16 protein-coding genes and 2 pseudogenes are annotated in these 22636 nt (G+C 67.8%); all 18 read left to right on the top strand.

Annotated features, from left to right (window positions below; translation table 11 throughout):
• Position 1 precedes the first annotated feature (1 nt).
• The 18 genes and pseudogenes from hisI (at position 2) to AC3B5T_RS22195 (ending at position 22626) form a co-directional block, all read left to right on the top strand.
• Positions 2–403, top strand: a complete 402-nt coding sequence (hisI, locus tag AC3B5T_RS22280; protein WP_010842331.1) for a phosphoribosyl-AMP cyclohydrolase — start codon at positions 2–4, stop codon at positions 401–403.
• Between the two features lie 76 nt (positions 404–479).
• Positions 480–659 carry a tautomerase family protein gene (locus AC3B5T_RS22275; protein ID WP_004021167.1) on the top strand — a complete coding sequence of 60 codons (180 nt, stop codon included), beginning with the start codon at positions 480–482 and terminating at the stop codon, positions 657–659.
• The gene (locus AC3B5T_RS22270) at positions 656–2230 is read left to right on the top strand and encodes an anthranilate synthase component I (protein WP_010842332.1); all 1575 of its coding nucleotides are present in this window, start codon (positions 656–658) and stop codon (positions 2228–2230) included. The genes AC3B5T_RS22275 and AC3B5T_RS22270 overlap by 4 nt, the downstream gene beginning before the upstream one ends.
• Entirely contained in the window at positions 2227–3015 is a 789-nt protein-coding gene (locus tag AC3B5T_RS22265) for a TIGR02234 family membrane protein (RefSeq protein WP_055476582.1), read from the top strand. The genes AC3B5T_RS22270 and AC3B5T_RS22265 overlap by 4 nt, the downstream gene beginning before the upstream one ends.
• A gap of 163 nt (positions 3016–3178) precedes the next feature.
• A complete protein-coding gene (gene trpC, locus AC3B5T_RS22260) occupies positions 3179–3997 on the top strand; it encodes an indole-3-glycerol phosphate synthase TrpC (RefSeq protein ID WP_010842334.1) in 819 nt (272 codons plus the stop codon).
• A 62-nt stretch (positions 3998–4059) separates the two neighbouring features.
• On the top strand, positions 4060–5406 hold the full coding sequence (gene trpB / locus AC3B5T_RS22255) for a tryptophan synthase subunit beta (protein ID WP_010842335.1): 1347 nt from the start codon (positions 4060–4062) through the stop codon (positions 5404–5406).
• Positions 5403–6212: a tryptophan synthase subunit alpha gene (trpA, locus tag AC3B5T_RS22250; protein WP_010842336.1), complete on the top strand. Its 810-nt coding sequence runs from the start codon at positions 5403–5405 to the stop codon at positions 6210–6212. The genes trpB and trpA overlap by 4 nt, the downstream gene beginning before the upstream one ends.
• Positions 6213–6292: 80 nt before the next feature.
• Positions 6293–7714: pseudogene (lgt, locus tag AC3B5T_RS22245) on the top strand (prolipoprotein diacylglyceryl transferase); the annotation flags it as partial.
• Positions 7623–7988, top strand: a pseudogene (locus tag AC3B5T_RS22240) (hypothetical protein); the annotation flags it as partial. The pseudogenes lgt and AC3B5T_RS22240, both read left to right, overlap by 92 nt.
• Positions 7989–8481: 493 nt before the next feature.
• Positions 8482–13053, top strand: coding sequence for a glutamate synthase large subunit (gene gltB / locus AC3B5T_RS22235; RefSeq protein ID WP_055476584.1), 4572 nt, complete (start codon positions 8482–8484; stop codon positions 13051–13053).
• Positions 13046–14551 carry a glutamate synthase subunit beta gene (locus tag AC3B5T_RS22230; RefSeq protein ID WP_055476585.1) on the top strand — a complete coding sequence of 502 codons (1506 nt, stop codon included), beginning with the start codon at positions 13046–13048 and terminating at the stop codon, positions 14549–14551. Before gltB ends, AC3B5T_RS22230 begins: the two co-directional genes overlap by 8 nt.
• Positions 14552–14711: 160 nt before the next feature.
• A complete protein-coding gene (gene pyk / locus AC3B5T_RS22225; RefSeq protein WP_010842340.1) occupies positions 14712–16136 on the top strand; it encodes a pyruvate kinase in 1425 nt (474 codons plus the stop codon).
• Positions 16137–16200: 64 nt separating this feature from the next.
• Positions 16201–17079 (top strand): acyl-CoA thioesterase, encoded by an 879-nt coding sequence (locus tag AC3B5T_RS22220; RefSeq protein WP_010842341.1) that lies wholly within the window; start codon positions 16201–16203, stop codon positions 17077–17079.
• 24 nt (positions 17080–17103) lie between these two features.
• Complete coding sequence (locus AC3B5T_RS22215) at positions 17104–17613, top strand: hypothetical protein (protein ID WP_055476586.1); 510 nt, start codon at positions 17104–17106, stop codon at positions 17611–17613.
• A gap of 218 nt (positions 17614–17831) precedes the next feature.
• The gene (locus tag AC3B5T_RS22210) at positions 17832–19820 is read left to right on the top strand and encodes an ABC transporter ATP-binding protein/permease (RefSeq protein WP_055476591.1); all 1989 of its coding nucleotides are present in this window, start codon (positions 17832–17834) and stop codon (positions 19818–19820) included.
• Between the two features lie 108 nt (positions 19821–19928).
• The gene (locus AC3B5T_RS22205; RefSeq protein ID WP_055476587.1) at positions 19929–21758 is read left to right on the top strand and encodes an AMP-dependent synthetase/ligase; all 1830 of its coding nucleotides are present in this window, start codon (positions 19929–19931) and stop codon (positions 21756–21758) included.
• A 55-nt stretch (positions 21759–21813) separates the two neighbouring features.
• On the top strand, positions 21814–22284 hold the full coding sequence (locus AC3B5T_RS22200; protein ID WP_055476588.1) for a DUF6325 family protein: 471 nt from the start codon (positions 21814–21816) through the stop codon (positions 22282–22284).
• Between the two features lie 42 nt (positions 22285–22326).
• Positions 22327–22626: an SHOCT domain-containing protein gene (locus AC3B5T_RS22195; RefSeq protein WP_055476589.1), complete on the top strand. Its 300-nt coding sequence runs from the start codon at positions 22327–22329 to the stop codon at positions 22624–22626.
• Positions 22627–22636: the final 10 nt, after the last annotated feature.

The raw sequence follows: 22636 nt of genomic DNA, 5'->3' as shown, positions 1-22636 counted from the left end.
GATGGCACTCGATCCCGATCTCGCCGCACGCCTCAAACGCAACGCCGACGGCCTGTTCACCGCGGTCGCCCAGGAACGCAGCACCGGCACGGTGCTGATGGTGGCCTGGATGGACGACGTCGCTCTCGAGCGCACGCTGTCCACCCGGAAGGGGACCTACTACTCCCGGTCACGCCAGGAGTACTGGGTGAAGGGGGAGACCAGCGGGCACACGCAGTACGTGCACGACGCCCGGCTCGACTGCGACGGGGACACCGTGCTGCTGGTCGTCGACCAGGTCGGCGCGGCCTGCCACACCGGCAATCACAGTTGCTTCGACACCGAGTCGCTGACCTTCGGGATCGACGCGGCGCCGGGTTCCGGGGCCGACGCCGGGCGGGGCTCGCCGGGCACAGCAGAATAGAAGTCCAGACGCGAGTCCCGGGGGAGACCTCCCGGGTGCTCGTCACAGCTCGAGACCTTCGAAAGGCGGTGCGTCCATGCCCCTCATCCAGATCTCGCAGACGCCGGGACTGTCCGATCGCGTAAAACGCGAGACGATTGCCGCGGTCACCGAGGCCTACGCCAAGGCGACCGGCAAGAACCCCGACTCGGTCTGGGTGACGATCACGGAGGTGCCGCGCAATCAGTGGGGCGTCGGCGGCGAGCCGCTCGGATGACCGCCACCACCGGCGGCGCGGCCGCCACCACCACTCTTCCGGAGTTCCTCGATCTCGCGCGTGATCACCGCGTCGTGCCGGTGACGCGCAAGGTCCTGGCGGACTCCGAGACACCGCTGTCGGCCTACCGCAAGCTCGCGGGTGACCGTCCGGGAACCTTCTTGCTGGAGTCCGCCGAGAACGGGCGATCGTGGTCCCGCTGGTCGTTCATCGGCGCCGGCGCGCCGTCGGCCCTGACCGTCGTCGACGGGCAGGCGCACTGGTGGGGTTCGGTGCCCGTCGGCGCTCCCGAGGGCGGCGACGCGCTCGAAGTGCTGGCGGAGTCGCTGCGCCTTCTGCAGACCGACCCGCTGCCCGGGATGCCGCCGCTGACCGGTGGGTTCGTCGGGTTCATGGCCTACGACATGGTTCGGCGGCTGGAACGTCTTCCCGAGACCACGGTCGACGACCTCGGCCTCCCCGACATGATGATGGTGCTGGCCACCGACCTCGCCGCGGTCGATCACCACGAGGGCACGATCACCCTCATCGCGAACGCGGTCAACTGGGACGGCTCCGATGACCGGGTGGAGCACGCCTACGCCGACGCCCTCGCCCGGCTCGATCGGATGACCGAGGCACTCGCCGCACCCGCGCCGTCGACGGTGTCGACCTTCGACCGCCCGCGCCCGGAGTTCTCCGCCCAGCGGTCCCTCGCGGAGTACAGCGAGATCGTCACCGACCTGGTCGGCGAGATCGAGGCCGGTGAGGCCTTCCAGGTCGTGCCGTCGATGCGCTTCGAGATGGACTCCGACGCCGACCCGCTCGACGTCTATCGCGTCCTGCGCGCGTCGAACCCGAGTCCGTACATGTACCTGCTGCGTATGCCCGGCACCGAGGAACACAGCGACACGGGCTCGCCCGATGCCATCGCCCGCAAGCCGTTCACCATCGTCGGCAGCAGCCCCGAGGCACTGGTCACCGTGGCCGACGGGGTTGCGACCACCCACCCGATCGCGGGGACGCGCTGGCGCGGCGCGACCGAGGAGGAAGACCAGCTGCTCGGCAAGGGCCTGATCGAGGACGAGAAGGAGAACGCCGAACACCTGATGCTGGTGGACCTCGGACGCAACGACCTCGGACGCGTCTGCGTGCCCGGCACGGTCAAGGTCAGCGACTACCGGCACATCGAGCGGTACAGCCACGTCATGCACCTCGTCTCGACCGTGTCGGGGACCCTCCGCGACGACAAACACGCCCTCGACGCCGTGACGGCCTGTTTCCCGGCCGGAACCCTCACCGGGGCACCGAAGGTGCGGGCCATGGAACTCATCGACGAACACGAGATGACCCGTCGTGGGCTCTACGGCGGGATCGTCGGCTACATCGACTTCGCCGGCAATGCCGACACCGCCATCGCCATCCGCACGGCACTGCTCGCGCGCGGCAAGGCGTTCGTCCAGGCCGGCGGCGGTGTGGTGGCCGACAGCGAGCCCGAGTACGAATACAACGAGGCGCGCAACAAGGCCACCGCGGTGCTCAACGCGGTCGCCGCCGCCTCGACGATGCGACGGGTGGGTGAGACCTCATGACCTCTGCCGAGCCAGGTGCCGGAGCAGGGCCCGACGCCGAGGCGTTGCGCCGCAAGTCCGTCCGCCGAATGCAGGTCCTCGCGGCCGTGCTGATGGCGGCCGCAGCGGCTGCGTTCTGGGGTGCGAGCCGGTTGACCTGGGCCACCGTCTCCGCCGAGGACGGGTTGTCCCCGCAGCGCGCGTTCGAGGTCAACGGCGGGGACTGGAGTCCGTGGCTCACCCCGCTCGCACTGGTCTATCTGGCGGGCATCGCCGCGGCGCTGTCGGTGCGCGGCTGGGCGCTTCGCGTCGTCGCGATCCTCGTCGCCGTCGGCGGGGTGCTGGCCGCCTTCCCGGCGATCTCGCTGATCACCGGCGGCGCCGACTCGAACTATGCGGCAGATGCCGGCAGCATTCCCGATCGCTATGTCGTGCTCTACGTCGACACCAACCCCCTCGCCGCACTCGTCGTCCTCGTCGGCACCCTGTTCGCGGTGGGCGCGGCGGTCGCGCTGCTGCGCGTCGCGAAGGGGGCGACCAGGCCGTCGAAGTACACGACCCCGGCGGCACGGCGCGAGGAGATCGAGACCCAGATCTTCGCCGACTACGAGCGCCGCAAGGCCGCCCAGACGGAGACCGGAACCCCCGCACCCGAGACGACGACCGGCGGGTCCGGCAAGCCGGGGGCCGCGGACGACACCGACTCGCCGGACCCGACGCCGCCGGGCGCGAACGAGCGCATGATGTGGGACGCGCTCGACACCGGCATCGACCCGACCGACCCCACCGATCCCGACCGACGCTGAGCCACGCGCGGATGCCGGGGTGTGCGAACTCACTGTCCGAGCCGGGACATGGCCGCGCACCCGTCGGCGCGACGAGGTCACAGATCGGCCAACCCGGCCGCAACCGGCCCCAACGGCCCGTCTACCCTGAGAACACACCTCGAGCGGAAGGGAGCAAGTCGCTGTGAGCGTGCCCAACGTTCTCGAATCGATCATCGAGGGAGTGAAAGCCGACGTCGCGGCTCGCGAGGCCGTGGTCGACTTCGCGTCGGTCAAGGCGGCCTCGGCCAAGGCTCCCGCACCCAAGGATGCACTGGCCGCCCTGCGCCAGCCCGGAATCGGCGTCATCGCCGAGGTCAAGCGCGCGAGCCCGTCGAAGGGTGAGCTCGCCAGCATCGGTGATCCCGCCGAACTCGCCCGCGCCTATGAAGAGGGCGGTGCGCGCATCATCAGCGTGCTCACCGAGGAACGACGGTTCCGCGGTTCACTCGCCGACCTCGACGCCGTTCGCGCCGCCGTGAACATCCCGGTGCTGCGCAAGGACTTCATCGTCGGCACCTACCAGATCCACGAGGCCCGCGCCCATGGAGCGGACGTCATCCTGCTGATCGTGGCCGCTCTCGAGCAGAACGTGCTCGCCTCGCTCCTCGACCGCACCGAGAGCCTCGGCATGACCGCGCTCGTCGAGGTGCACACCGAGGAAGAGGCCGACCGCGCCCTGGAGGCCGGCGCCTCGGTCGTCGGCGTCAACGCGCGCAACCTCAAGACCCTCCAGGTCGAGCGTGACACCTTCTCGCGCATCGCACCCGGTCTGCCGACCGAGACCATCCGCATCGCCGAGTCGGGTGTGCGCGGTACCGCCGATCTGCTGGCCTACGCCGGTGCCGGCGCCGATGCCGTACTCGTCGGCGAAGGTCTCGTCACCAGTGGTGACCCGCGTGCCGCGGTCCGTGAGCTCGTCACCGCGGGTACTCACCCGTCGTGCCCGAAACCTGTTCGCTGACAACGCGTCCGGGCCGGTCTCGGTCCACGTGATCCTGTCGGCCCGATCGTCTGTGAGATGAAGTGACCGCGCATCCTGATTCCGCCCACACCGATGTCACCGGGGCCACCCCGCTGCCCACCGCGAGTGTCGGGCTGACCACACGCACCTCCGTGGAACCCGATGAGCAGGGACATTTCGGCGTCTACGGTGGGCGCCACGTCCCCGAGGCGCTCATGGCCGTCATCGACGAGGTCACCACGACCTTCCAGAAGGTCCGCGCCGACGACGATTTCCTCGCCGAGCTCGACCGTCTGCAGCGCGACTATGCCGGCCGCCCGTCCCCGCTGTACGAAGCGAAGCGGTTGTCCGAGTTCGCCGGTGGGGCGCGCATCTTCCTCAAGCGCGAGGACCTCAACCACACGGGGTCCCACAAGATCAACAACGTTCTCGGACAAGCACTCCTGGCCCAGCGGATGGGCAAGCACCGCATCATCGCCGAGACCGGCGCCGGCCAGCACGGGGTCGCCACCGCCACGGCCTGCGCGCTCCTCGGCCTCGAGTGCGTGATCTACATGGGCCGGGTCGACACCGACCGCCAAGCGCTCAACGTCGCCCGCATGCGTCTCCTCGGTGCGGAGGTGATCGCCGTCGACAACGGCTCGGCGACGCTGAAGGACGCGATCAACGAGGCCATGCGTGACTGGGTCACCAATGCGCACAACACGTATTACTGCTTCGGCACCGCCGCCGGACCGCACCCGTTCCCGGTGATGGTCCGCGATCTGCAGCGCATCGTCGGGCTCGAGGCGCGCGTCCAGATCCTGGACAAGGCCGGGCGCCTGCCCGACGCGGTGACCGCTTGCGTCGGTGGCGGTTCCAACGCGATCGGCATCTTCCACCCGTTCATCGACGACGAGGGTGTGCGGCTCGTCGGATTCGAGGCCGCCGGCGACGGCGTCGAGACCGGCCGGCACGCCGCGACCTTCACCGGCGGGACGCCCGGCGCGTTCCAGGGCGCGTACTCCTACCTGTTGCAGGACGACGACGGCCAGACCATCGAATCGCATTCGATCTCAGCGGGTCTGGACTATCCGGGCGTCGGGCCGGAGCATGCGTACCTCAAGGACACCGGGCGTGCGGAGTACCGGCCGATCACCGACACCGAGGCGATGGACGCGCTCGCCCTGCTCAGCCGCCGCGAGGGGATCATCCCCGCCGTCGAGTCGGCGCATGCGGTCGCGGGCGCCCTGAAGCTCGGGCAGGAGCTGGGTGAGGGCGCGATCATCGTGGTCAGCCTGTCCGGTCGTGGCGACAAGGACGTCGACACCGCCGCACGCTGGTTCGGATTGTTCGACACCCCGCCCTCGCAGGACGAGGCCACCCTCTCGGCATCGGCCGACGTCCAGAAGCCCGGAGAGCAGGCATGAGCACCCAGTCTATCCCGTCCAAACTCGGCCCCGTGTTCGCCCGCTGCCGGGAGGAGGGCCGCAGTGCGCTGATCGGTTACCTCCCGGTCGGTTTCCCGACCGTCGAGGAGTCGCTCACGTCGTTCCGGACGATGGTCGACGCCGGATGCGACATCATCGAGGTCGGGGTGCCCTACTCGGACCCGGTGATGGACGGCCCGACGATCCAGGATGCCGCCGACCTGGCCCTGACCAACGGTGTCCGCGTCCGTGACGTGTTCACCGCGGTCGAGGCCATCACCTCCGCCGGTGGCAACGCGGTGGTCATGAGCTACTGGAATCCGGTGCTCAAGTACGGGGTCGAGAACTTCGCCCGCGATCTGGCCGCGGCCGGCGGCGCGGGTCTGATCACCCCCAACCTGATCCCCGAAGAAGGGGCGCAGTGGCACGAGGCGGCCGACCGGCACGGTCTCGATCGCATCTATCTGGTCGCGCCGTCGTCGACGACCGAGCGGATCGCCCTCACCGTCGACGCCTCCCGCGGTTTCGTCTACGCGGCGTCCACGATGGGTGTGACCGGTGCGCGAGATGCGGTGTCGGACATGGCCCCCGAGCTGTGCGCACGGGTTCGCGAGTACTCCGACATCCCGATCGGCGTCGGGCTCGGCGTTCGCAACCGTGAGCAGGCTGCGCAGATCGCGTCGTACGCCGACGGAGTCATCGTGGGATCGGCACTGGTGACCGCGGCGAACGCAGGGCAGGATCGGCTGGCCTCGCTGGTCTCCGAACTGGCCGAGGGTGTCCGCTCGCGCCGGGCATCGGTCTGACCCGAGCGCGCTGTTCTGATCGTCACGGCGGCTTCCGGTCGAGGCGGGGAGCGCCGCGGCCGGTCGGCTAGGGTGGCAGCGTGATCGCGCCGACCTCGACGATGATGGCCTACCTCCCCAGTCCGCCCCAGGGCGTGTGGGACATCGGACCGTTTCCGCTCCGTGCGTACGCACTGTGCATCATCGTCGGCATCATCGTCGCCGTCTGGTGGGGCAACCGCCGGTGGATGGCGCGTGGTGGACAAGACGGCGAGGTTCTCGACGTCGCGATCTGGGCCGTGCCGTTCGGCCTCATCGGTGGTCGGCTGTATCACGTCATCACCGACTGGAAGACGTACTTCGGTGCCGATGCCCTGAAGGAGCCGATCGACGCCCTGAAGATCTGGGACGGCGGTCTCGGTATCTGGGGTGCGGTCGCGCTCGGCGCGGTCGGTGCGTGGATCGGCGCTCGTCGCCGCGGTATCCGCCTGCCCGCCTTCGGTGACGCCATCGCGCCGCCGATCTTGTTGGCGCAGGCCATCGGTCGTCTCGGCAACTACTTCAACCAGGAGCTCTACGGCCGCGAGACCACACTCCCGTGGGGCCTGGAGATCTACGAACGCGAGAACGCCGCCGGGTACTCCGATCCCGGGCTGATCGACGGCGTCTCCAACGGCGTCGTCGTCGCGGTGGTCCACCCGACCTTCCTCTACGAGCTGTTGTGGAACGTGCTCATCGTCGTCCTGCTGGTGGTCGTAGACCGGTACTTCCGCATCGGGCACGGCCGACTGTTCGCGCTCTACGTCGCGGGCTACTGCCTGGGCCGGTTCTTCGTGGAACTGCTCCGCGACGACCGGGCAGCCGTCGCCAATGACATCGCGGGCATCCGGCCGAACCTCTTCACCGCGGCGCTGGTGTTCCTCGCCGCCGTCATCTACTTCGTCCTCGCGCCCAAGGGCCGCGAGCAGGGTCTGGAGATGTACCACGACGACCGTGCCGCCGAGCTCGCGGAACAGGGCGTCGCCGGGTACGTCGACGACTGGTACGACGAGGACCTCGAGCCCGAGACGACGTCGGCGGTCGCCGCCGGCGGGGTGGCGACGGGCGCGAGGGCATCGTCCCTGTTCGACGCCGACGACCCCGACCGAACGTCGCCGGATCCCGAGGTAGCCGAGGTAGCCGAGGTAGCCGACACCGATGAAAGCGGGGACGCGCCCGTCACCGCGGCGACACCGGGACAGACCGAGGCCGCAGCGCAGACCGAGACCGACGCCGAATCGGACGCGCCGGTACCGCAGGCTGAGGCCGACGACGACTCCAGTGACGAGGGAGCTCTCACCAGCGGCGTCCTCGACCCAGAAGCCGTCGACCCAGAAGCCGTCGACCCAGAAGCCGTCGACCCAGAAGCCGTCGACCCAGAAGCCGTCGACCCAGAAGCCGACGACCCAGAAGCCGTCGACCCAGAAGCCGGCGACGCGGAACCCGACGATCCTGAAGGCGTCGATCCGGGAGCCGACGACACGGAAGCCGTCGGCCCGGAAGTGGTCGACGCGGAAGCCGGCGACGCGGAAGCCGTGGATCCGGAAGCCGGCGACGCGGAAGCCGTCGATCCGGGAGCCGACGATCCAGAAACCGTCGATCCGGGAGCCGACGATCCAGAAGCCGACGGCCCGGAAGCGGTCGACCCGGAGGCCGTCGATCCGGAGGCCATCGATACGGAAGCCGGCGGTCCGGAAGCCGTCGAGCCCGAAACCGGCGATTCAGAAACCACCGAGCCGGACGACCCCGCGGACCTGACACCGACCGAGCAGCTCGCCACAGAGCCGGAGTCGGAGACATCCGCGGACACCGCGTCCCACCCGACGGATGATTCCATCGCCGACGAGGCCGCGGAGTCGCCGAGTCCCGACACCGACGACCCGTCCGACACCGACGACACGACAGATCCCGACGACACGACAGACCCGGATCCCGATTCCACCGGGGACAAGTCCTGAGCGTCCGGTCGGTGTCACCGGCTGATCAGGGTGCTCGTCGCCGCGGTCACCGGCGTCACAGGTCTCGGCCGACGACGGCCGCCGGGGTGTTCGGATAGGATCGGATCTCACGGTGTGCGATCCCTCCGCCCCGGTACCGACAGTTCCAGAGCCCGTGACCGCTCAACGGTTCTGACTCAGCCCGGTACCGATCTCGGCACGGTCATTCGTACGCCGCGCAATGCTCCACGGGCCAATGCTGTCCCATTGGACACTCAGCAGCGAACCGTTCGCCGGTTCGAGTGGAGGTAGTGATGCTGTTTTCTGCGCTCCCGGCCAAGCAGGGTCTGTACGACCCGGAGGCCGAGGTCGACTCGTGTGGCGTGGCCATGGTCACCGACATCCACGGTCGCCGTTCGCATTCGATCGTCGCCGACGGACTGCTGGCCCTGGAGAACCTCGAGCATCGAGGTGCGGCCGGAGCAGAGACCAACAGCGGCGACGGCGCGGGAATCCTGATCCAGCTCCCCGACGAGTTGCTGCGCGCCACCGTCGACTTCGACCTTCCCGAGCCCGCCGCGGACGGGTCGAACAGCTACGCCGCGGGTACCTGCTTCCTGCCCATGGACCCCGACCTCCGTCGGGCCGCGATGGAGCGGGTCGAGGCGCTCGCCGCCGACGAGGGCATCACCGTCCTCGGCTGGCGCGATCTCCCGGTCGACCACGAACACGCCGACGTCGGCGGGACCGCCGTCGCGTGCATGCCGTACATGATGCAGCTGTTCGTCACCGTCGACCCGGCTCCCGGCGCCGAACGACTCGCCGGGGTGACCCTCGATCGCTACATCTATCCGTTCCGCAAGCAGGCCGAGCGCGTGACGCCGGAGATCGAGGAGGCGGGCACCGGCCTGTACTTCCCGTCGCTGTCGAGCCGCACGATGGTCTACAAGGGCATGCTCACCACGATGCAGCTGCCGCTGTACTACGAGGACCTGCGAGATGACCGCTGCCTCAGCGCGATCGCGATCGTCCACTCGCGTTTCTCCACCAACACCTTCCCGTCGTGGCCGCTCGCGCACCCGTTCCGGTTCGTGGCGCACAACGGCGAGATCAACACCGTGCGGGGCAACCGGAACCGGATGCGCGCCCGCGAGGCGCTCCTCGAGACCGACCTGATCCCGGGAGACCTCAAGCGCGCGTTCCCGATCTGCACCCCGGAGGCCTCCGACTCGGCGTCGCTCGACGAGGTCCTCGAACTCCTGCACCTCGGCGGTCGCGACGTCCACCACGCGGTGATGATGATGGTGCCCGAGGCGTGGGAGAACGTCCCCGACATGGACCCCCGTCGCCGGGCGTTCCTGCAGTTCAACGCCTCGCTGATGGAGGCGTGGGACGGGCCGGCCTGCGTGACGTTCACCGATGGCACGGTCGTCGGCGCGGTCCTCGACCGCAACGGCCTGCGCCCCGGCCGGTGGTGGCAGACGCGCGACGGCCGGGTCATCCTCGCCTCCGAGTCCGGTGTGCTCGACGTCTCGGTGGACGACGTGATCAGCAAGGGTCGCCTGGAACCCGGCCGCATGTTCCTCGTCGACACCGCTCAGGGCCGGATCATCCCGGACGAGGAGCTCAAGGGTGAGCTGATGAACGCCGAGGCGTACGGCGAGTGGCTGCATGCCGGTCTGCTCGACATCGCGACGCTGCCCGACCGGCCCGTCTTCCAGCCCAACCACGACACTGTGGTCCGCCGCCAGATCTCCTTCGGCTACACCGAGGAAGACCTGCGTGTACTCCTGACCCCGATGGCGGCGTCGGGCTACGAACCGCTCGGGTCGATGGGCACCGACACCCCGGTCGCCGTCCTGTCGCAGCGTTCACGTCTGCTCTACGACTACTTCGTCGAACTGTTCGCCCAGGTCACCAACCCGCCGCTGGATGCCATCCGCGAGGAGATCGTCACGTCGATGAGTCGCGTGATGGGCCCGGAGCAGAACCTGCTCCGCCCGACCGCGGCGTCGTGCCGGCAGATCATGGTGCACTGGCCGGTGCTGGACAACGCCGAGCTGGCCAAGCTCGTCCACATCAACGACGACGGCGACAACCCCGGTCTGTCGGCAAAGGTGCTCCGCGCGCTGTACGAGGTGTCCGAGGGCGGTGCGGGTCTCGCTGCGGCACTCGAGGATCTGCGCCTGAGGGCCAGTCAGGCGATCGCCGAGGGACACACCACCCTGGTGATCTCCGACCGGCTGACCGATTCCGATCACGCGCCCATCCCGTCGCTGCTCGCCACCTCGGCCGTGCATCATCACCTGGTCCGCACCAAGGAGCGGACGCGGGTCGCGCTGGTGGTGGAGTCCGGCGACGCCCGCGAGGTCCACCACATCGCCACCCTGATCGGCTTCGGCGCGGCCGCGGTCAATCCGTACCTGGCGCTGGAGACGATCGAGGACCTGATCGCCGAGGGTGAGCTCACCGGTGTCACGCGTGCCAAGGCGATCGGCAACTATCTGGAGGCGCTGGGCAAGGGCGTGCTGAAGGTGATGAGCAAGATGGGGATCTCGACCATCAGCTCCTACACCGCCGCACAGGCTTTCGAGGCCGTGGGGTTGTCCTCGGAGGTGGTGCGCGAGTACTTCACCCGCACGGTGTCGCGCATCGAGGGCGTCGGACTCGACGAACTGGCCGAGGAGGTGCGGATTCGCCACCACCGGGCCTTCCCGGAGAACCCCACCGAGCAGGTCTACCGTCGGCTCGAGGTCGGTGGCGAGTACCAGTACCGCCGGGAGGGTGAGCTGCACCTGTTCTCGCCCGAGACCATCTTCCTGCTGCAGCACGCCACCAAGACCGGCCGGGCCGAGATCTTCCGCAAGTACTCCGACGAGGTCGATCGGCTCTCGCGTGAGGGCGGTACCCTCCGCGGCCTGTTCGACTTCGATCTCGACGCGCGCGAACCGGTCCCGCTCGAGGAGGTGGAGCCGGTCGAGGCGATCATGAAGCGGTTCAACACCGGGGCGATGAGCTATGGGTCGATCTCCGCGGAGGCCCACGAGACCATCGCGATGGCGATGAACAGGATCGGCGGTCGCTCGAACTCGGGGGAGGGCGGCGAGGACGTCGAGCGTCTCTACGATCCCGAGCGCCGCAGCGCGGTGAAGCAGGTCGCGTCCGGGCGTTTCGGCGTCACGAGCGACTACCTGATCAACGCCACCGACATCCAGATCAAGATGGCGCAGGGAGCCAAACCCGGTGAGGGCGGTCAGCTCCCGGCCTACAAGGTGTATCCCTGGATCGCCAAGACCCGGCACTCGACGCCGGGTGTCGCGTTGATCTCACCGCCGCCGCATCACGACATCTACTCGATCGAGGATCTCGCGCAGCTGATCCACGACCTGAAGAACGCGAACTCGCAGGCGCGCATCCACGTGAAGCTCGTCAGCGCGGTCGGCGTGGGCACGGTCGCAACAGGGGTGTCGAAGGCGCACGCCGACGTCGTTCTCATCTCCGGGCACGACGGCGGAACCGGGGCATCGCCCCTGACCTCCCTCAAACACGCCGGCACGCCATGGGAGATCGGCCTCGCCGACGCCCAGCAGACCTTGATGCTGAACGGCCTGCGCGACCGCATCACGGTGCAGTGCGACGGAGCGCTGCGTACCGGACGCGACGTGATCACCGCGGCCCTGCTCGGAGCGGAGGAGTACGGATTCTCCACTGCTCCGCTGATCGTGGCCGGATGCATCATGATGCGTGTCTGTCACCTGGACACGTGCCCCGTCGGCGTGGCGACGCAGAATCCGCAGCTGCGGTCACGCTTCACCGGGCAGGTCGACCACCTGGTCAACTTCTTCCGATTCATCGCCGAAGACGTTCGGGAACATTTGGCGCGGTTGGGTTATCGCACCCTCGACGAGGCCATCGGGCAATCCCAGCGGCTGCACACCGACACCGCGGTCGCGCATTGGAAGTCCAAGGGACTCGACCTCAGTCCGATCTTCCGCAAGGTCGAGGACAAGGGACCGACTCGTCGGGTGCGGGGTCAGGAACACGGCCTCGACCGTGCGCTCGACCAGACCCTGATCCAGCTCGCCGAGGGTGCGCTCGAGGACGCGCACCCGGTGACGCTGGAATTGCCGGTGCGCAACGTGAACCGGACGGTCGGAACCCTCCTGGGTTCCGAGGTGACGCGCCGGTACGGCGCGGACGGACTCGCCGAGGACACGATCACGGTCAAACTCGAGGGTTCGGCCGGGCAGTCACTCGGTGCGTTCCTCCCGCCCGGCGTGACGATCCGGTTGACCGGTGACACCAACGACTACGTCGGAAAGGGGTTGTGCGGAGGCAAGATCGTCGTCACCCCCGATCCCGACTCGTTGTTCGTCGCCGAGGATCAGGTGATCGCGGGCAACACCATCCTCTACGGGGCCACCTCCGGTGAGGTGTACCTCAGAGGTCGTGTGGGCGAACGTTTCTCGGTGCGAAACTCGGGCGCCACGGCCGTCGTCGAAGGGGTGGGCGACCACGCCTGCGAGTACATGACCGGTGGCCGGGTGGTCGTTCTCGGACCGACCGGGCGCAACCTCGCCGCCGGCATGTCGGGTGGGATCGCGTTCGTCCACGATCTCGATCAGGCGAAGGTGAACATGGCCATGGTCGAACTGCTGCGTCCCGACCCGGAGGACCTCGCCTGGCTCAAGCGCACCATCGTCACACACACGGAACTGACCGGTTCCGCGATCGGCGCGTCGATCCTGGCCGACTGGCCTCGGCGTTGCCTGGCGTTCACCAAGGTGATGCCCACCGATTACAGACGTGTCCTCGACGCGGCCCGGATGGCCGAAGCCGAAGGGCGCGACGTCGATTCAGCGATCATGGAGGCGGCACGTGGCTGACCCGCGCGGATTCCTGGAAGTCCCGAAGAAAGAGGCGAAGTACCGTCCCGTCGCCGAGCGCGTCCACGACTGGGACGACGTGTACGAGCACGCCGACAACCCGATCAAGGTCCTCGACGAGGTCAGCGCACAGGCCCGCCGGTGTATGGATTGCGGTATCCCGTTCTGCCACTCCGGAACCGCGGGGTGTCCGCTGGGCAACCTCATCCCCGAGTGGAACGACCTGGTCCGGCGCGGCCGGTGGGATGCGGCGAGCAGCAGGCTCCACGCGACCAACAACTTCCCGGAGTTCACCGGGATGGTGTGCCCGGCGCCGTGCGAGGCCGCCTGCGTGTTGTCGATCTCCGAACAGGCGACCGGCGGCAGTGTGACCATCAAGCGCATCGAGAAGACGATCGCGTACGAATCGTGGGCCGAAGGTGTCATCGGGCCCGAGCCGCCCGAGTCCACGACCGGTAAATCGGTCGGCGTCGTCGGCTCCGGTCCGGCGGGTCTCGCCGTGGCGCAACAACTCACCCGTGCCGGTCACGATGTGACCGTCTACGAGCGCGACGACCGCCTCGGCGGGCTGCTGCGCTACGGCATCCCCGAGTACAAGTTGCAGAAGTCCGACATCGACCGGCGCATCGCCCAGATGCGTGCGGAGGGAACGACGTTCGTGACCAACTGCGACGTGGGGACCGACCTGTCGGTCGAAGATCTGCGTTCGACCCACGACGCGGTGGTCCTGGCCATCGGTGCGATGGAGGCGCGGGACAACCCGGTGCCGGGCCGGGAACTGAACGGCATCCACCTTGCCATGGAGCATCTCGTACCCGCCAACAAGGAGTGCGAGGGGGACGGCCCGTCACCCATCACCGCGGCAGGCAAGCACGTCGTGATCATCGGCGGCGGCGACACGGGAGCCGACTGCCTGGGAACGGCACACCGTCAGGGTGCGGCCTCGGTCGTGCAGCTCGACTACAACCCGGAACTACCCGGCGAACGCGACGACGAACGGTCCCCGTGGCCGACCTGGCCGCTGATCATGCGGACCTCGAGCGCGCACGCCGAGGGCGGCGAACGGCTGCACCAGGTCGCGGTGCAACGATTCGAGGGTGACGACGACGGCAACGTCACGACGATGGTGCTCGCCGAGGTGGAGGTGAGACGGGACGCCGAGGGTCGCCGCGAGATCACGCCGGTCGGTGACGAGTTCGAGATCCCTTGTGAGTTGGCGCTTTTCGCGATCGGTTTTGCCGGTGTGCGCGGCGGCCGGCTGCTGTCCGATCTCGAGATCGAACCCAATCCGCGCGGTGTGATCTCGTGCGGAAGCGACTGGCAGACCGACGCCCCGGGCGTGTTCGTCTGCGGCGACGCCCACCGCGGCGCGTCGCTGGTGGTGTGGGCGATCGCGGAAGGCCGGTCGACCGCGCGTGCGGTGGACGAGTTCCTCGTCGGCGAATCGGATCTTCCCTCGCCGGTCCGTCCCGCGTCCCTGCCGTTGTCCGTGCGGTGACAGGGGGCGATCGTCGCCGAACACGCGCGGCCGCAACAAGTTAAGTTAATTTCATACTCGGCGGTAGCGGGCCGCCACCAGCGGTAACAGCCGGTGGCGTCCCGGTGACAAGTCGCCGCCGACATAGAGATGCACGGCTGATGAGGACTAAGGTGTTCTTGTGACACGCCGAACCAAGATTGTTTGCACGCTGGGCCCGGCCACCGCGAGTGATGAGCGTTTGAAAGAGCTTGTCGAGAGCGGTATGGACGTGGCTCGGATGAATTTCAGCCACGGTACGCATGAGGACCATGCGGCCGTTTATGCGCGCGTTCGTAAGGCTTCGGACACCACGGAGAAGGCGGTCGGTGTTCTGGCCGATCTGCAGGGTCCGAAGATCCGTTTGGGCCGTTTCGATGGCTGTGATGGGTCGACGGTGTGGGAGACCGGTGAACAGGTACGTATCACCGTCGAGGATGTCGTGGGCGAGCACGACCGGGTCTCCACCACGTACAAGCAACTCGCCGAGGACGCGAGCCCGGGAGATCGGCTGCTGGTCGATGACGGCAAGGTCGGTCTGGCCGTGTCTGCGGTCGAGGGCAACGATGTCGTGTGCACGGTGACCGAGGGCGGGCCGGTCAGCAACAACAAGGGCCTGTCGCTTCCGGGGATGAGTGTGTCGGTGCCGGCGATGTCGGAAAAGGACATCGCTGATCTGGAGTTCGCGTTGGAGCTCGGGGTCGACATGGTGGCGCTGTCGTTCGTGCGTAGTCCCTCGGACATCGAGTTGGTCCATGAGGTGATGGATCGGGTGGGCCGTCGGGTGCCGGTGATCGCGAAGTTGGAGAAGCCTGAGGCGATCGAGAATCTCGAGGCGATCGTGTTGGCGTTCGACGCGATCATGGTGGCTCGCGGCGACCTGGGGGTCGAGTTGCCGCTGGAGCAGGTGCCGTTGGTGCAGAAGCGGGCGATTCAGATGGCTCGGGAGAACGCCAAGCCCGTGATCGTGGCGACGCAGATGCTCGATTCGATGATCGAGAACTCGCGTCCGACGCGGGCGGAGGCCTCGGATGTGGCCAACGCGGTGCTCGATGGTGCGGATGCGGTGATGCTCTCGGGGGAGACCTCGGTGGGCAAGTATCCGTTGGAGACGGTTCGGACGATGGACCGGATTTGTCGTGCGGTCGAGGGTGGTCCTCGTGATGTGCCGCCGTTGTCGCATGTGCCGCGCACCAAGCGGGGTGTGATCTCGTATGCGGCGCGTGATATCGGTGAGCGTTTGGAGGTGAAGGCGTTGGTGGCGTTCACCCAGTCCGGGGATACTGTGCGGCGGCTGGCTCGTCTGCATTCGCGGTTGCCGTTGCTGGCGTTCACCCCGACGCAGGCGGTGCGTAGTCAGCTCGCGTTGAGTTGGGGTACTGAGACGTTCATCGTCGACCACGTCGACACGACGGATCACATGATCGATCAGGTCGATCATCAGTTGTTGCGGATCGGGCGGCTCAGTGAGGGTGATGTGGTGGTGATCGTCGCTGGTGCTCCGCCGGGGACGGTCGGTTCGACCAACCTCATCCACGTGCACCGGATCGGCGAGCAGGACCACTGACGGCGTCTCCTCCTGCTCGGGGCGGTGCACGATGCCGCGGCGGTCGGGTTCTAGGGTGTGAGGCATGACCGTGGAACAGGCCGGAGATCTCGGGAAACTGCTCGCGTTGCTCGACGTCGAACGTCAGGGCGACGACCTGTTCATCGGGCACCACCCCGAGCAGGTCACCGCCCGGACGTTCGGCGGGCAGCTGCTCGGACAAGGCGTTGTCGCGGCGGCGCGGAGCCTGACCCGGGGCAATCCGCCCATCCACGCCCTGCATGCACATTTCATCCGTGGCGGGGACGTCACCGCGCCGATGGAGTACCACGTCGATCGCTTCCGCGACGGCAGGTCGTTCGCCAACCGGCAGGTGACCGCCAAGCAGGGCGGCGAAGAGATCTTCACGATGCTGGTCGCGTTCCAGGACAACACCTCCGGGCTCGAACATGCGGTGGAGATCCCGAACGTGCCCTATCCGGAGGAGTTGCCTACTCTCGGAGAGCACTTCAAGGGTTACGAAGACCGCATCGCGACGTTCGTGAATGCGTTGCATCCCATCGACATCCGCTTCGCCAACGACCCGAGCTGGAAGGCCAAGGACGCGGGGGAGAAGCTGACCGACAACCGGGTGTGGATGAAGGCCGACGGCACGATGCCCGACGACCCCGTGATGCACGTCGCGGCAATGTGTTACGCCTCCGACACCACGGTGCTGGATTCGATCATCACCACCCACGGCCTCTCGTGGGGCATGGACCGGCTGTTCGCGGCGACCGTGAATCATTCGATGTGGTTCCACCGCGAGTTCCGGTTCGACGACTGGCTGCTCTACGCGACGCGGTCGCCGGTCGCGACCGGGTCACGCGGAATGGGCTCGGGCCGATTCTGGATGCGCGACGGCACTCTCGCGACATCGGTCGTGCAGGAAGCGCTCATCAAGTACTTCCCGCCCAAGAAATGACCGCGCCGGTCTGCGGGGGAGCTGATGGATCGCGAACGGGGTGAGTCGGTGACACCGGGGTACGGCCCCGCCCACGAGATGTGGCTCGACCCCGGCCCGCCGCTTCCCCGGCGGACGTGGCAGCGGCGCACCAGGGTCCCGGTCATCGTCGCGACCTCGATCGCGATGGTCGGGTTCGCGGTGGTCGTCATCGCCGCCGTCATCGCGGGTCTCCTCACGACACCGGAGTTCACCGCCAAGGGCGGAGTGGTCGCCGACTGTGCGACAGAGGTCGCAGCGGTGCCGGGTGGGGGCACCCTCGCCCGTGGAGCCCGGGTCGTCATCTATGACGCTGCCGGCGGCGAGGTGGCGACCACCACGCTGTCGAGGTTCCTCCGCGGCGACGATGGTTGCCGGCTCACCTTCGAGGTGAGCGGTGTGGAGTACACCGACGCCGGCTATCTGGTCACCGTCGGCGACGCCGACGGCCGGTTCTCGGAGTCGATCTCGACCGCGGCCCTGCAGCAGGGCGCAGTGCTCCGGCCACTGGGCTGACGCCCGAATCGCCGACGAAAACCGACAATCCACGCGCTCGGCGCAGATGGCCGGTGCAACGTCGCCGTGGTTGCCCGGACACCGGGTGAACGGCGGGTTAAACTGCGCCGGATCATCATCGGAGTCACCGAACCCGTTGCGGCGGCCGGGACCTCGATGACATCGACCGGGGATGTCGAACCCGGTCTCCGTCGGGACGTCCGTAGCGAGGAGTGTGCGTGGAGTACAGCATCGACTGGGGCAACGAGGTGTGGGCCAGTCTGAAATGGTTGGCCATCGCGTTCGCCATCTCGGCCGCGGTCATTCTCGTGATCGGCTACCTCCTGGCGAGGTTCAGCCAATGGGGCACGCCGCTGTGGCGGGTGATCGGCGGGTTCTTCACCGACCGGGAGACACGGGTCAAGGCGTGGGGGCTGGCGGCGGCCCTGACCTTGCTCGCACTGCTGGGAGTGCGGGTCACCGTGCTCGTCTCGTATTGGAGCAACGACCTCTTCACCTCGCTGCAGACCGCCGGTGAGGGCCTCGCCGCGGGCGGCCCCCAAGGTGCCGAGATGCTCCAGATGGGCAAGGACGCGTTCTGGCACTCGATGGCCGTCTTCGGAATCCTGGCCACACTCCATGTCGTCCGCACGATGGTCGAGATCTACGTGGGCGCCGCATTCGAGATCCGGTTGCGCTACTGGCTCACCGAGGGTGCCACTGCGGACTGGATGGAGGGTCGCGCCTTCTACCGCAACCGCTTCGTCGATCTCAGCGCGGGTCTGCTGCGCCGCAGGCTGTTTCGCCGCACTGAGTCGAACGTGAACCGTCGGGCGGCCGCCGACATCCATCCCGGCGTCGACAACCCCGATCAGCGCATCGAGGCCGACATCACCACCGTCGTGTCATCGGGTTCGTCGCTGTTCTGGGGCGGCGGCGGGTCCTCGACCAATGGTGTCTTGCCCGCGTGCGTGTCGATCGTGTCGTTCGCTATCGTCCTGTGGGACCTCTCCGGTCCCGTCACCCTGTTCGGTGTCGAGATCCCGCGAATGATGATGTGGCTGGTGCTGGTCTACGTCCTCGTCGCCAGCGTGGTCGCATTCGCGATCGGACGCCCGCTGATCCGATTGAACTTCTGGCGCGAGCGCCTCACCGCGAACTTCCGTTATGCACTCGTCCGCATCCGCGACGGCGCCGAGAACGTCGCGTTCTACAGCGGCGAGCGCGTCGAACACACCAACCTCATGACCAGGTTCCGTGCGGTGGTCAGGAACTTCTGGCAGATCATCCACGTCCAACTGGCGTTCGTCGGCTGGAACTTCAGCGTGACCCAGCTGTCGGTGGTGTTCCCGTACCTCGTGCAGGCACCACGATTCTTCGACGGCCAGATCAAGCTCGGTGACGTGTCGCAGACCTCGTCGGCTTTCGCCGAGATGCACGATGCGCTCTCGTTCTTCCGGAACGCCTACGACGACTTCACCGTGCTGCGGGCCGCGATCATCCGTCTCGACGGCCTGGCCGACGCCGACGCGCGCTCGCGGGTCATGCCGGAGGTGACGACCGTGGATCGTGAACGCGCCGTCGCGCTGTCCGATGTCGACGTCAAGACCCCCAGCGGCGACGACCTGATCACCGCGCTGAACCTGTCCCTCGCGCCCGGCGCGGCGCTCGTCGTCAAGGGACGGTCGGGCTCGGGGAAGACGACGCTGCTCCGTGGGCTCGCCGGGCTGTGGCCGTTCATCGACGGCGAGTTCGCCCGGCCGCCAGGTGAACACACGCTGTTCCTGTCCCAGATGCCCTACATCCCGCTGGGGGACCTGCGGACCGCGGTCGCCTATCCGGCCCTGCCCGACGACGTCGGTGACGAGGCCATCAAGGTCGCGCTCGAGAAGGTGTTCCTCCCGCATCTCGTCGGCCGGCTCCACGACGAGGAGGACTGGGTCAAGGTGCTCTCGCCGGGCGAGCAGCAGCGCGTCGCCTTCGCCAGAATCCTGCTGACACGACCACAGGCGGTGTTCATGGACGAGGCCACCTCGGCGGTCGACGAGGGTCTCGAGTACTCGCTCTACTCGCTGATCCGTTCGGAGTTGCCGGAGACGATCGTGGTATCGGTCAGCCATCGGAGCACCACCGATCAGCATCACACGGACCTGCTCGAACTCACCGGCGGCGGGGCCTGGAACCTCGAGTCGCTGACCAACGGTCCTTCGCTGGACAAACGGTCCTGATCTGGGTTTTTTGCCAAGCGGTTACCAATCGCCGGATCCGTGCATGACCCCTGCCTCCACTCGCTAATGTGACGTGCAACACATTACTTCGGCAAGTCGAGGACTCTCATGACCGCTGCAGAGACCATCACATTTCCCCATCAGACCGGCGTCGCCGTCGCGACGCTACCCGCCGCGTTCCAGCAGACGGTCACCGTGCGACCGGACGCCGTCGCGCTCCGCACCGTCGGCGGGCTGCAGGAGATCACCTGGGCGGAGTACGCCCGCCGGGTCGAGGCCATCGCCGGTGGACTCGCGGCGTTGGGCGTCACACGCGGCGACACCATCGGGATCATGCTGACGAACCGTCCCGAGTTCCACCTGGTGGACGCCGCCGCACTCCATCTCGGGGCCGTCCCGTTCTCGATCTACAACACGAGTTCGCCCGAACAGGTCGAATACCTCTTCGGAAACGCGGAGAACGCGGTCGTCGTCACCGAGCAGGTGTTCCTGCCGGTGCTCACGGCCGCGGCGACGGCCGTGTCCACCACGGTCGTCGTCGACGGAGTGGCGACGGGCGCGATCTCACTCGCCGACGTCGAACAGACGCCGGCGCCGGAGGGCTTCGACTTCACCGCGTCGTGGCAGGCGGTCAATCCCGACGATCTGGCGACGCTGATCTACACCTCGGGCACCACCGGCCCACCCAAGGGCGTCGAGATCACCCATCGCAACATCGTCGCGGAGATGGCCGCGCTCGCCGAGATCGTCCAGGCGGGGTTCGACGACCGGGCCATCTCATACCTGCCCGCGGCGCACATCGCCGACCGCGTGTCCTCGCATGCGGCGAACATGATGCGCGGCATCCAGATCACGACCGTGCCCGATCCGCGCGAGATCGCCGCAGCGCTTCCCGACGTGCATCCCACCTTCTTCTTCGGGGTGCCGCGGGTGTGGCAGAAGATCCGTGCCGGCATAGAGGCGAAGCTGGCCGAGGAGTCCAGTCCGGTGAAGAAGGCACTCGCGGGCTGGGCGTTCCGCGCCGGGGCGTCGGCAGCCCAGGCCCGGATCGACGGAAAGGGATCGGGTGGCCTCGCCTACGGTCTCGCCGACCGTCTGGTGCTGCACAAGGTCCGTACCGCGTTGGGGCTGGACCAGGTCTCCTTCGCCGGTTCCGGCGCGGCCGCGATCCCGCCCGAGGTCCTGAGATTCTTCCTGGGCCTGGGCATTCCGGTCCTCGAGGTGTGGGGGATGTCGGAGACCACCGGCGTCTCGACGATGACGACCGACGACAATCTGCGGATCGGCACCGTCGGCACACCGGTGCGTGGCGTGGAGGTGCGGCTGGCCGACGACGGTGAGCTCCTCGTCCGTGGACCGGTGGTGATGCGCGGCTATCGCAAACAACCCGACAAGACCGCCGAGACCATCGACGCCGACGGGTGGTTGTCGACCGGCGACATCGCGACGATCGACGACGACGGAAACGTCACCATCGTCGACCGGAAGAAGGAACTCATGATCAATGAGTCCGGTAAGAACATGTCGCCCACCAATATCGAGAACGCGATGAAGGCGGCCTCGTCGCTGATCGGTCAGGTGGCCGCGATCGGCGACGCCCGGCCCTTCGTGTCGGCACTCGTGGTGCTCGACCCGGATGCCGCGGCCGCGCGCGCCAAGAAGCTCGATCTGTCCGGCGGCGACCTGGCCGAATTGTCCACCCATCCCGACGTGGTCGAGGAGGTGGCGGTGGCAATTCGTGCCGGGAATCGGTCACTGTCCCGCGTGGAACAGGTCAAGCGATTTACCATCGTGCCGACCGCCTGGGATCCCGGCGGCGACGAGCTCACCCCGACGATGAAGTTGCGCCGCAAGCCGATTGCGACAAAGTATGCGAACGAGATCGGTGAGCTGTACGAGGCGCAACCGGGACGGTCGGTGGTGGACCTGCGGTCGTGACCGGGGTCGATCGACGACGGTCTCACCGCCGGAACCAGACAGACGAGGAGAAGGAATGGACGACCAAGCAGGTGTCGACCAGACGGCAGATCGCGAACTCGGACCCATCGACTACATCGTGGTCGAGTGGACGGGCAAGCAGCCGACCGGCGAGGCGCTTCCGCATCTGATCGATCTGATCGACCGCGGCGTCGTGCGGCTGATCGACATCGTCTTCATCACCAAGGACGCCGACGGCACCGTCGCCCGGCTCGAGATCAACTCGCTCGGAGCGGAGTTCGCGATCTTCGACGGGGCAGCGACCTCGCTGCTCGACGACTCGGACCTCGCGGAGGCGGCCACCGTCATCGATCCGGGCTCCAGCGCGGCCGTCCTCGTCTGGGAGAACGCGTGGGCCGCTCCGTTCGCCACCGCTGTCCGCAACGGCGGCGGACGACTCGTTGCGTCGGGCCGGATACCGGTGGATGCTCTGCTCGCACAGCTCGATCTGGTCGACGAGGCGACACCGGCCGCACCGACCGCGTAGCTTGCCGTCGACAACCGATCTGACACCTCGAAAGGACAGAACATGCCAGGACTTCTCCGCGGCGTCGCCCGTACCGCCGTCATCTCCGGTACCGCGACGGCGGTGAGCAATCGCGTGTCCCGACGCCAGGCGAGCAAGTGGGCGCAGCAAGGCGCACAGGACCCTCGGTCACAGCAGCAGTACTCCCAACCGCAGTACTCCCAGCCGCCACCCCAGCAGGCGCCCGCCCCGAGCCCCACGGACACGATCTCGGCGCTGAAGGAACTCGGGGCGCTCTATCAGCAGGGCATTCTCACCGAGGCAGAGTTCGCCGCCCAGAAGGCAAAGATCCTCGGTACCTGAGGCGCCCCCT

The organism is Gordonia sp. G4 (assembly GCF_057770005.1).
Note: the sequence above shows the minus strand (reverse complement) of the source record. Positions and strands in the feature narration are given on the sequence as shown.

Excerpts from the sequence above, each read along its gene's own strand:
- gltB (WP_055476584.1), top strand. The coding sequence starts at position 8,482 with ATGCTGTTTTCTGCGCTCCCGGCCAAGCAGGGTCTGTACGACCCGGAG.
- AC3B5T_RS22205 (WP_055476587.1), top strand. The coding sequence starts at position 19,929 with ATGACCGCTGCAGAGACCATCACATTTCCCCATCAGACCGGCGTCGCC.
- trpA (WP_010842336.1), top strand. The coding sequence starts at position 5,403 with ATGAGCACCCAGTCTATCCCGTCCAAACTCGGCCCCGTGTTCGCCCGC.
- hisI (WP_010842331.1), top strand. The coding sequence starts at position 2 with ATGGCACTCGATCCCGATCTCGCCGCACGCCTCAAACGCAACGCCGAC.
- AC3B5T_RS22220 (WP_010842341.1), top strand. The coding sequence starts at position 16,201 with ATGACCGTGGAACAGGCCGGAGATCTCGGGAAACTGCTCGCGTTGCTC.
- AC3B5T_RS22215 (WP_055476586.1), top strand. The coding sequence starts at position 17,104 with ATGGATCGCGAACGGGGTGAGTCGGTGACACCGGGGTACGGCCCCGCC.
- AC3B5T_RS22270 (WP_010842332.1), top strand. The coding sequence starts at position 656 with ATGACCGCCACCACCGGCGGCGCGGCCGCCACCACCACTCTTCCGGAG.
- AC3B5T_RS22265 (WP_055476582.1), top strand. The coding sequence starts at position 2,227 with ATGACCTCTGCCGAGCCAGGTGCCGGAGCAGGGCCCGACGCCGAGGCG.
- AC3B5T_RS22275 (WP_004021167.1), top strand. The coding sequence starts at position 480 with ATGCCCCTCATCCAGATCTCGCAGACGCCGGGACTGTCCGATCGCGTA.
- AC3B5T_RS22200 (WP_055476588.1), top strand. The coding sequence starts at position 21,814 with ATGGACGACCAAGCAGGTGTCGACCAGACGGCAGATCGCGAACTCGGA.
- AC3B5T_RS22195 (WP_055476589.1), top strand. The coding sequence starts at position 22,327 with ATGCCAGGACTTCTCCGCGGCGTCGCCCGTACCGCCGTCATCTCCGGT.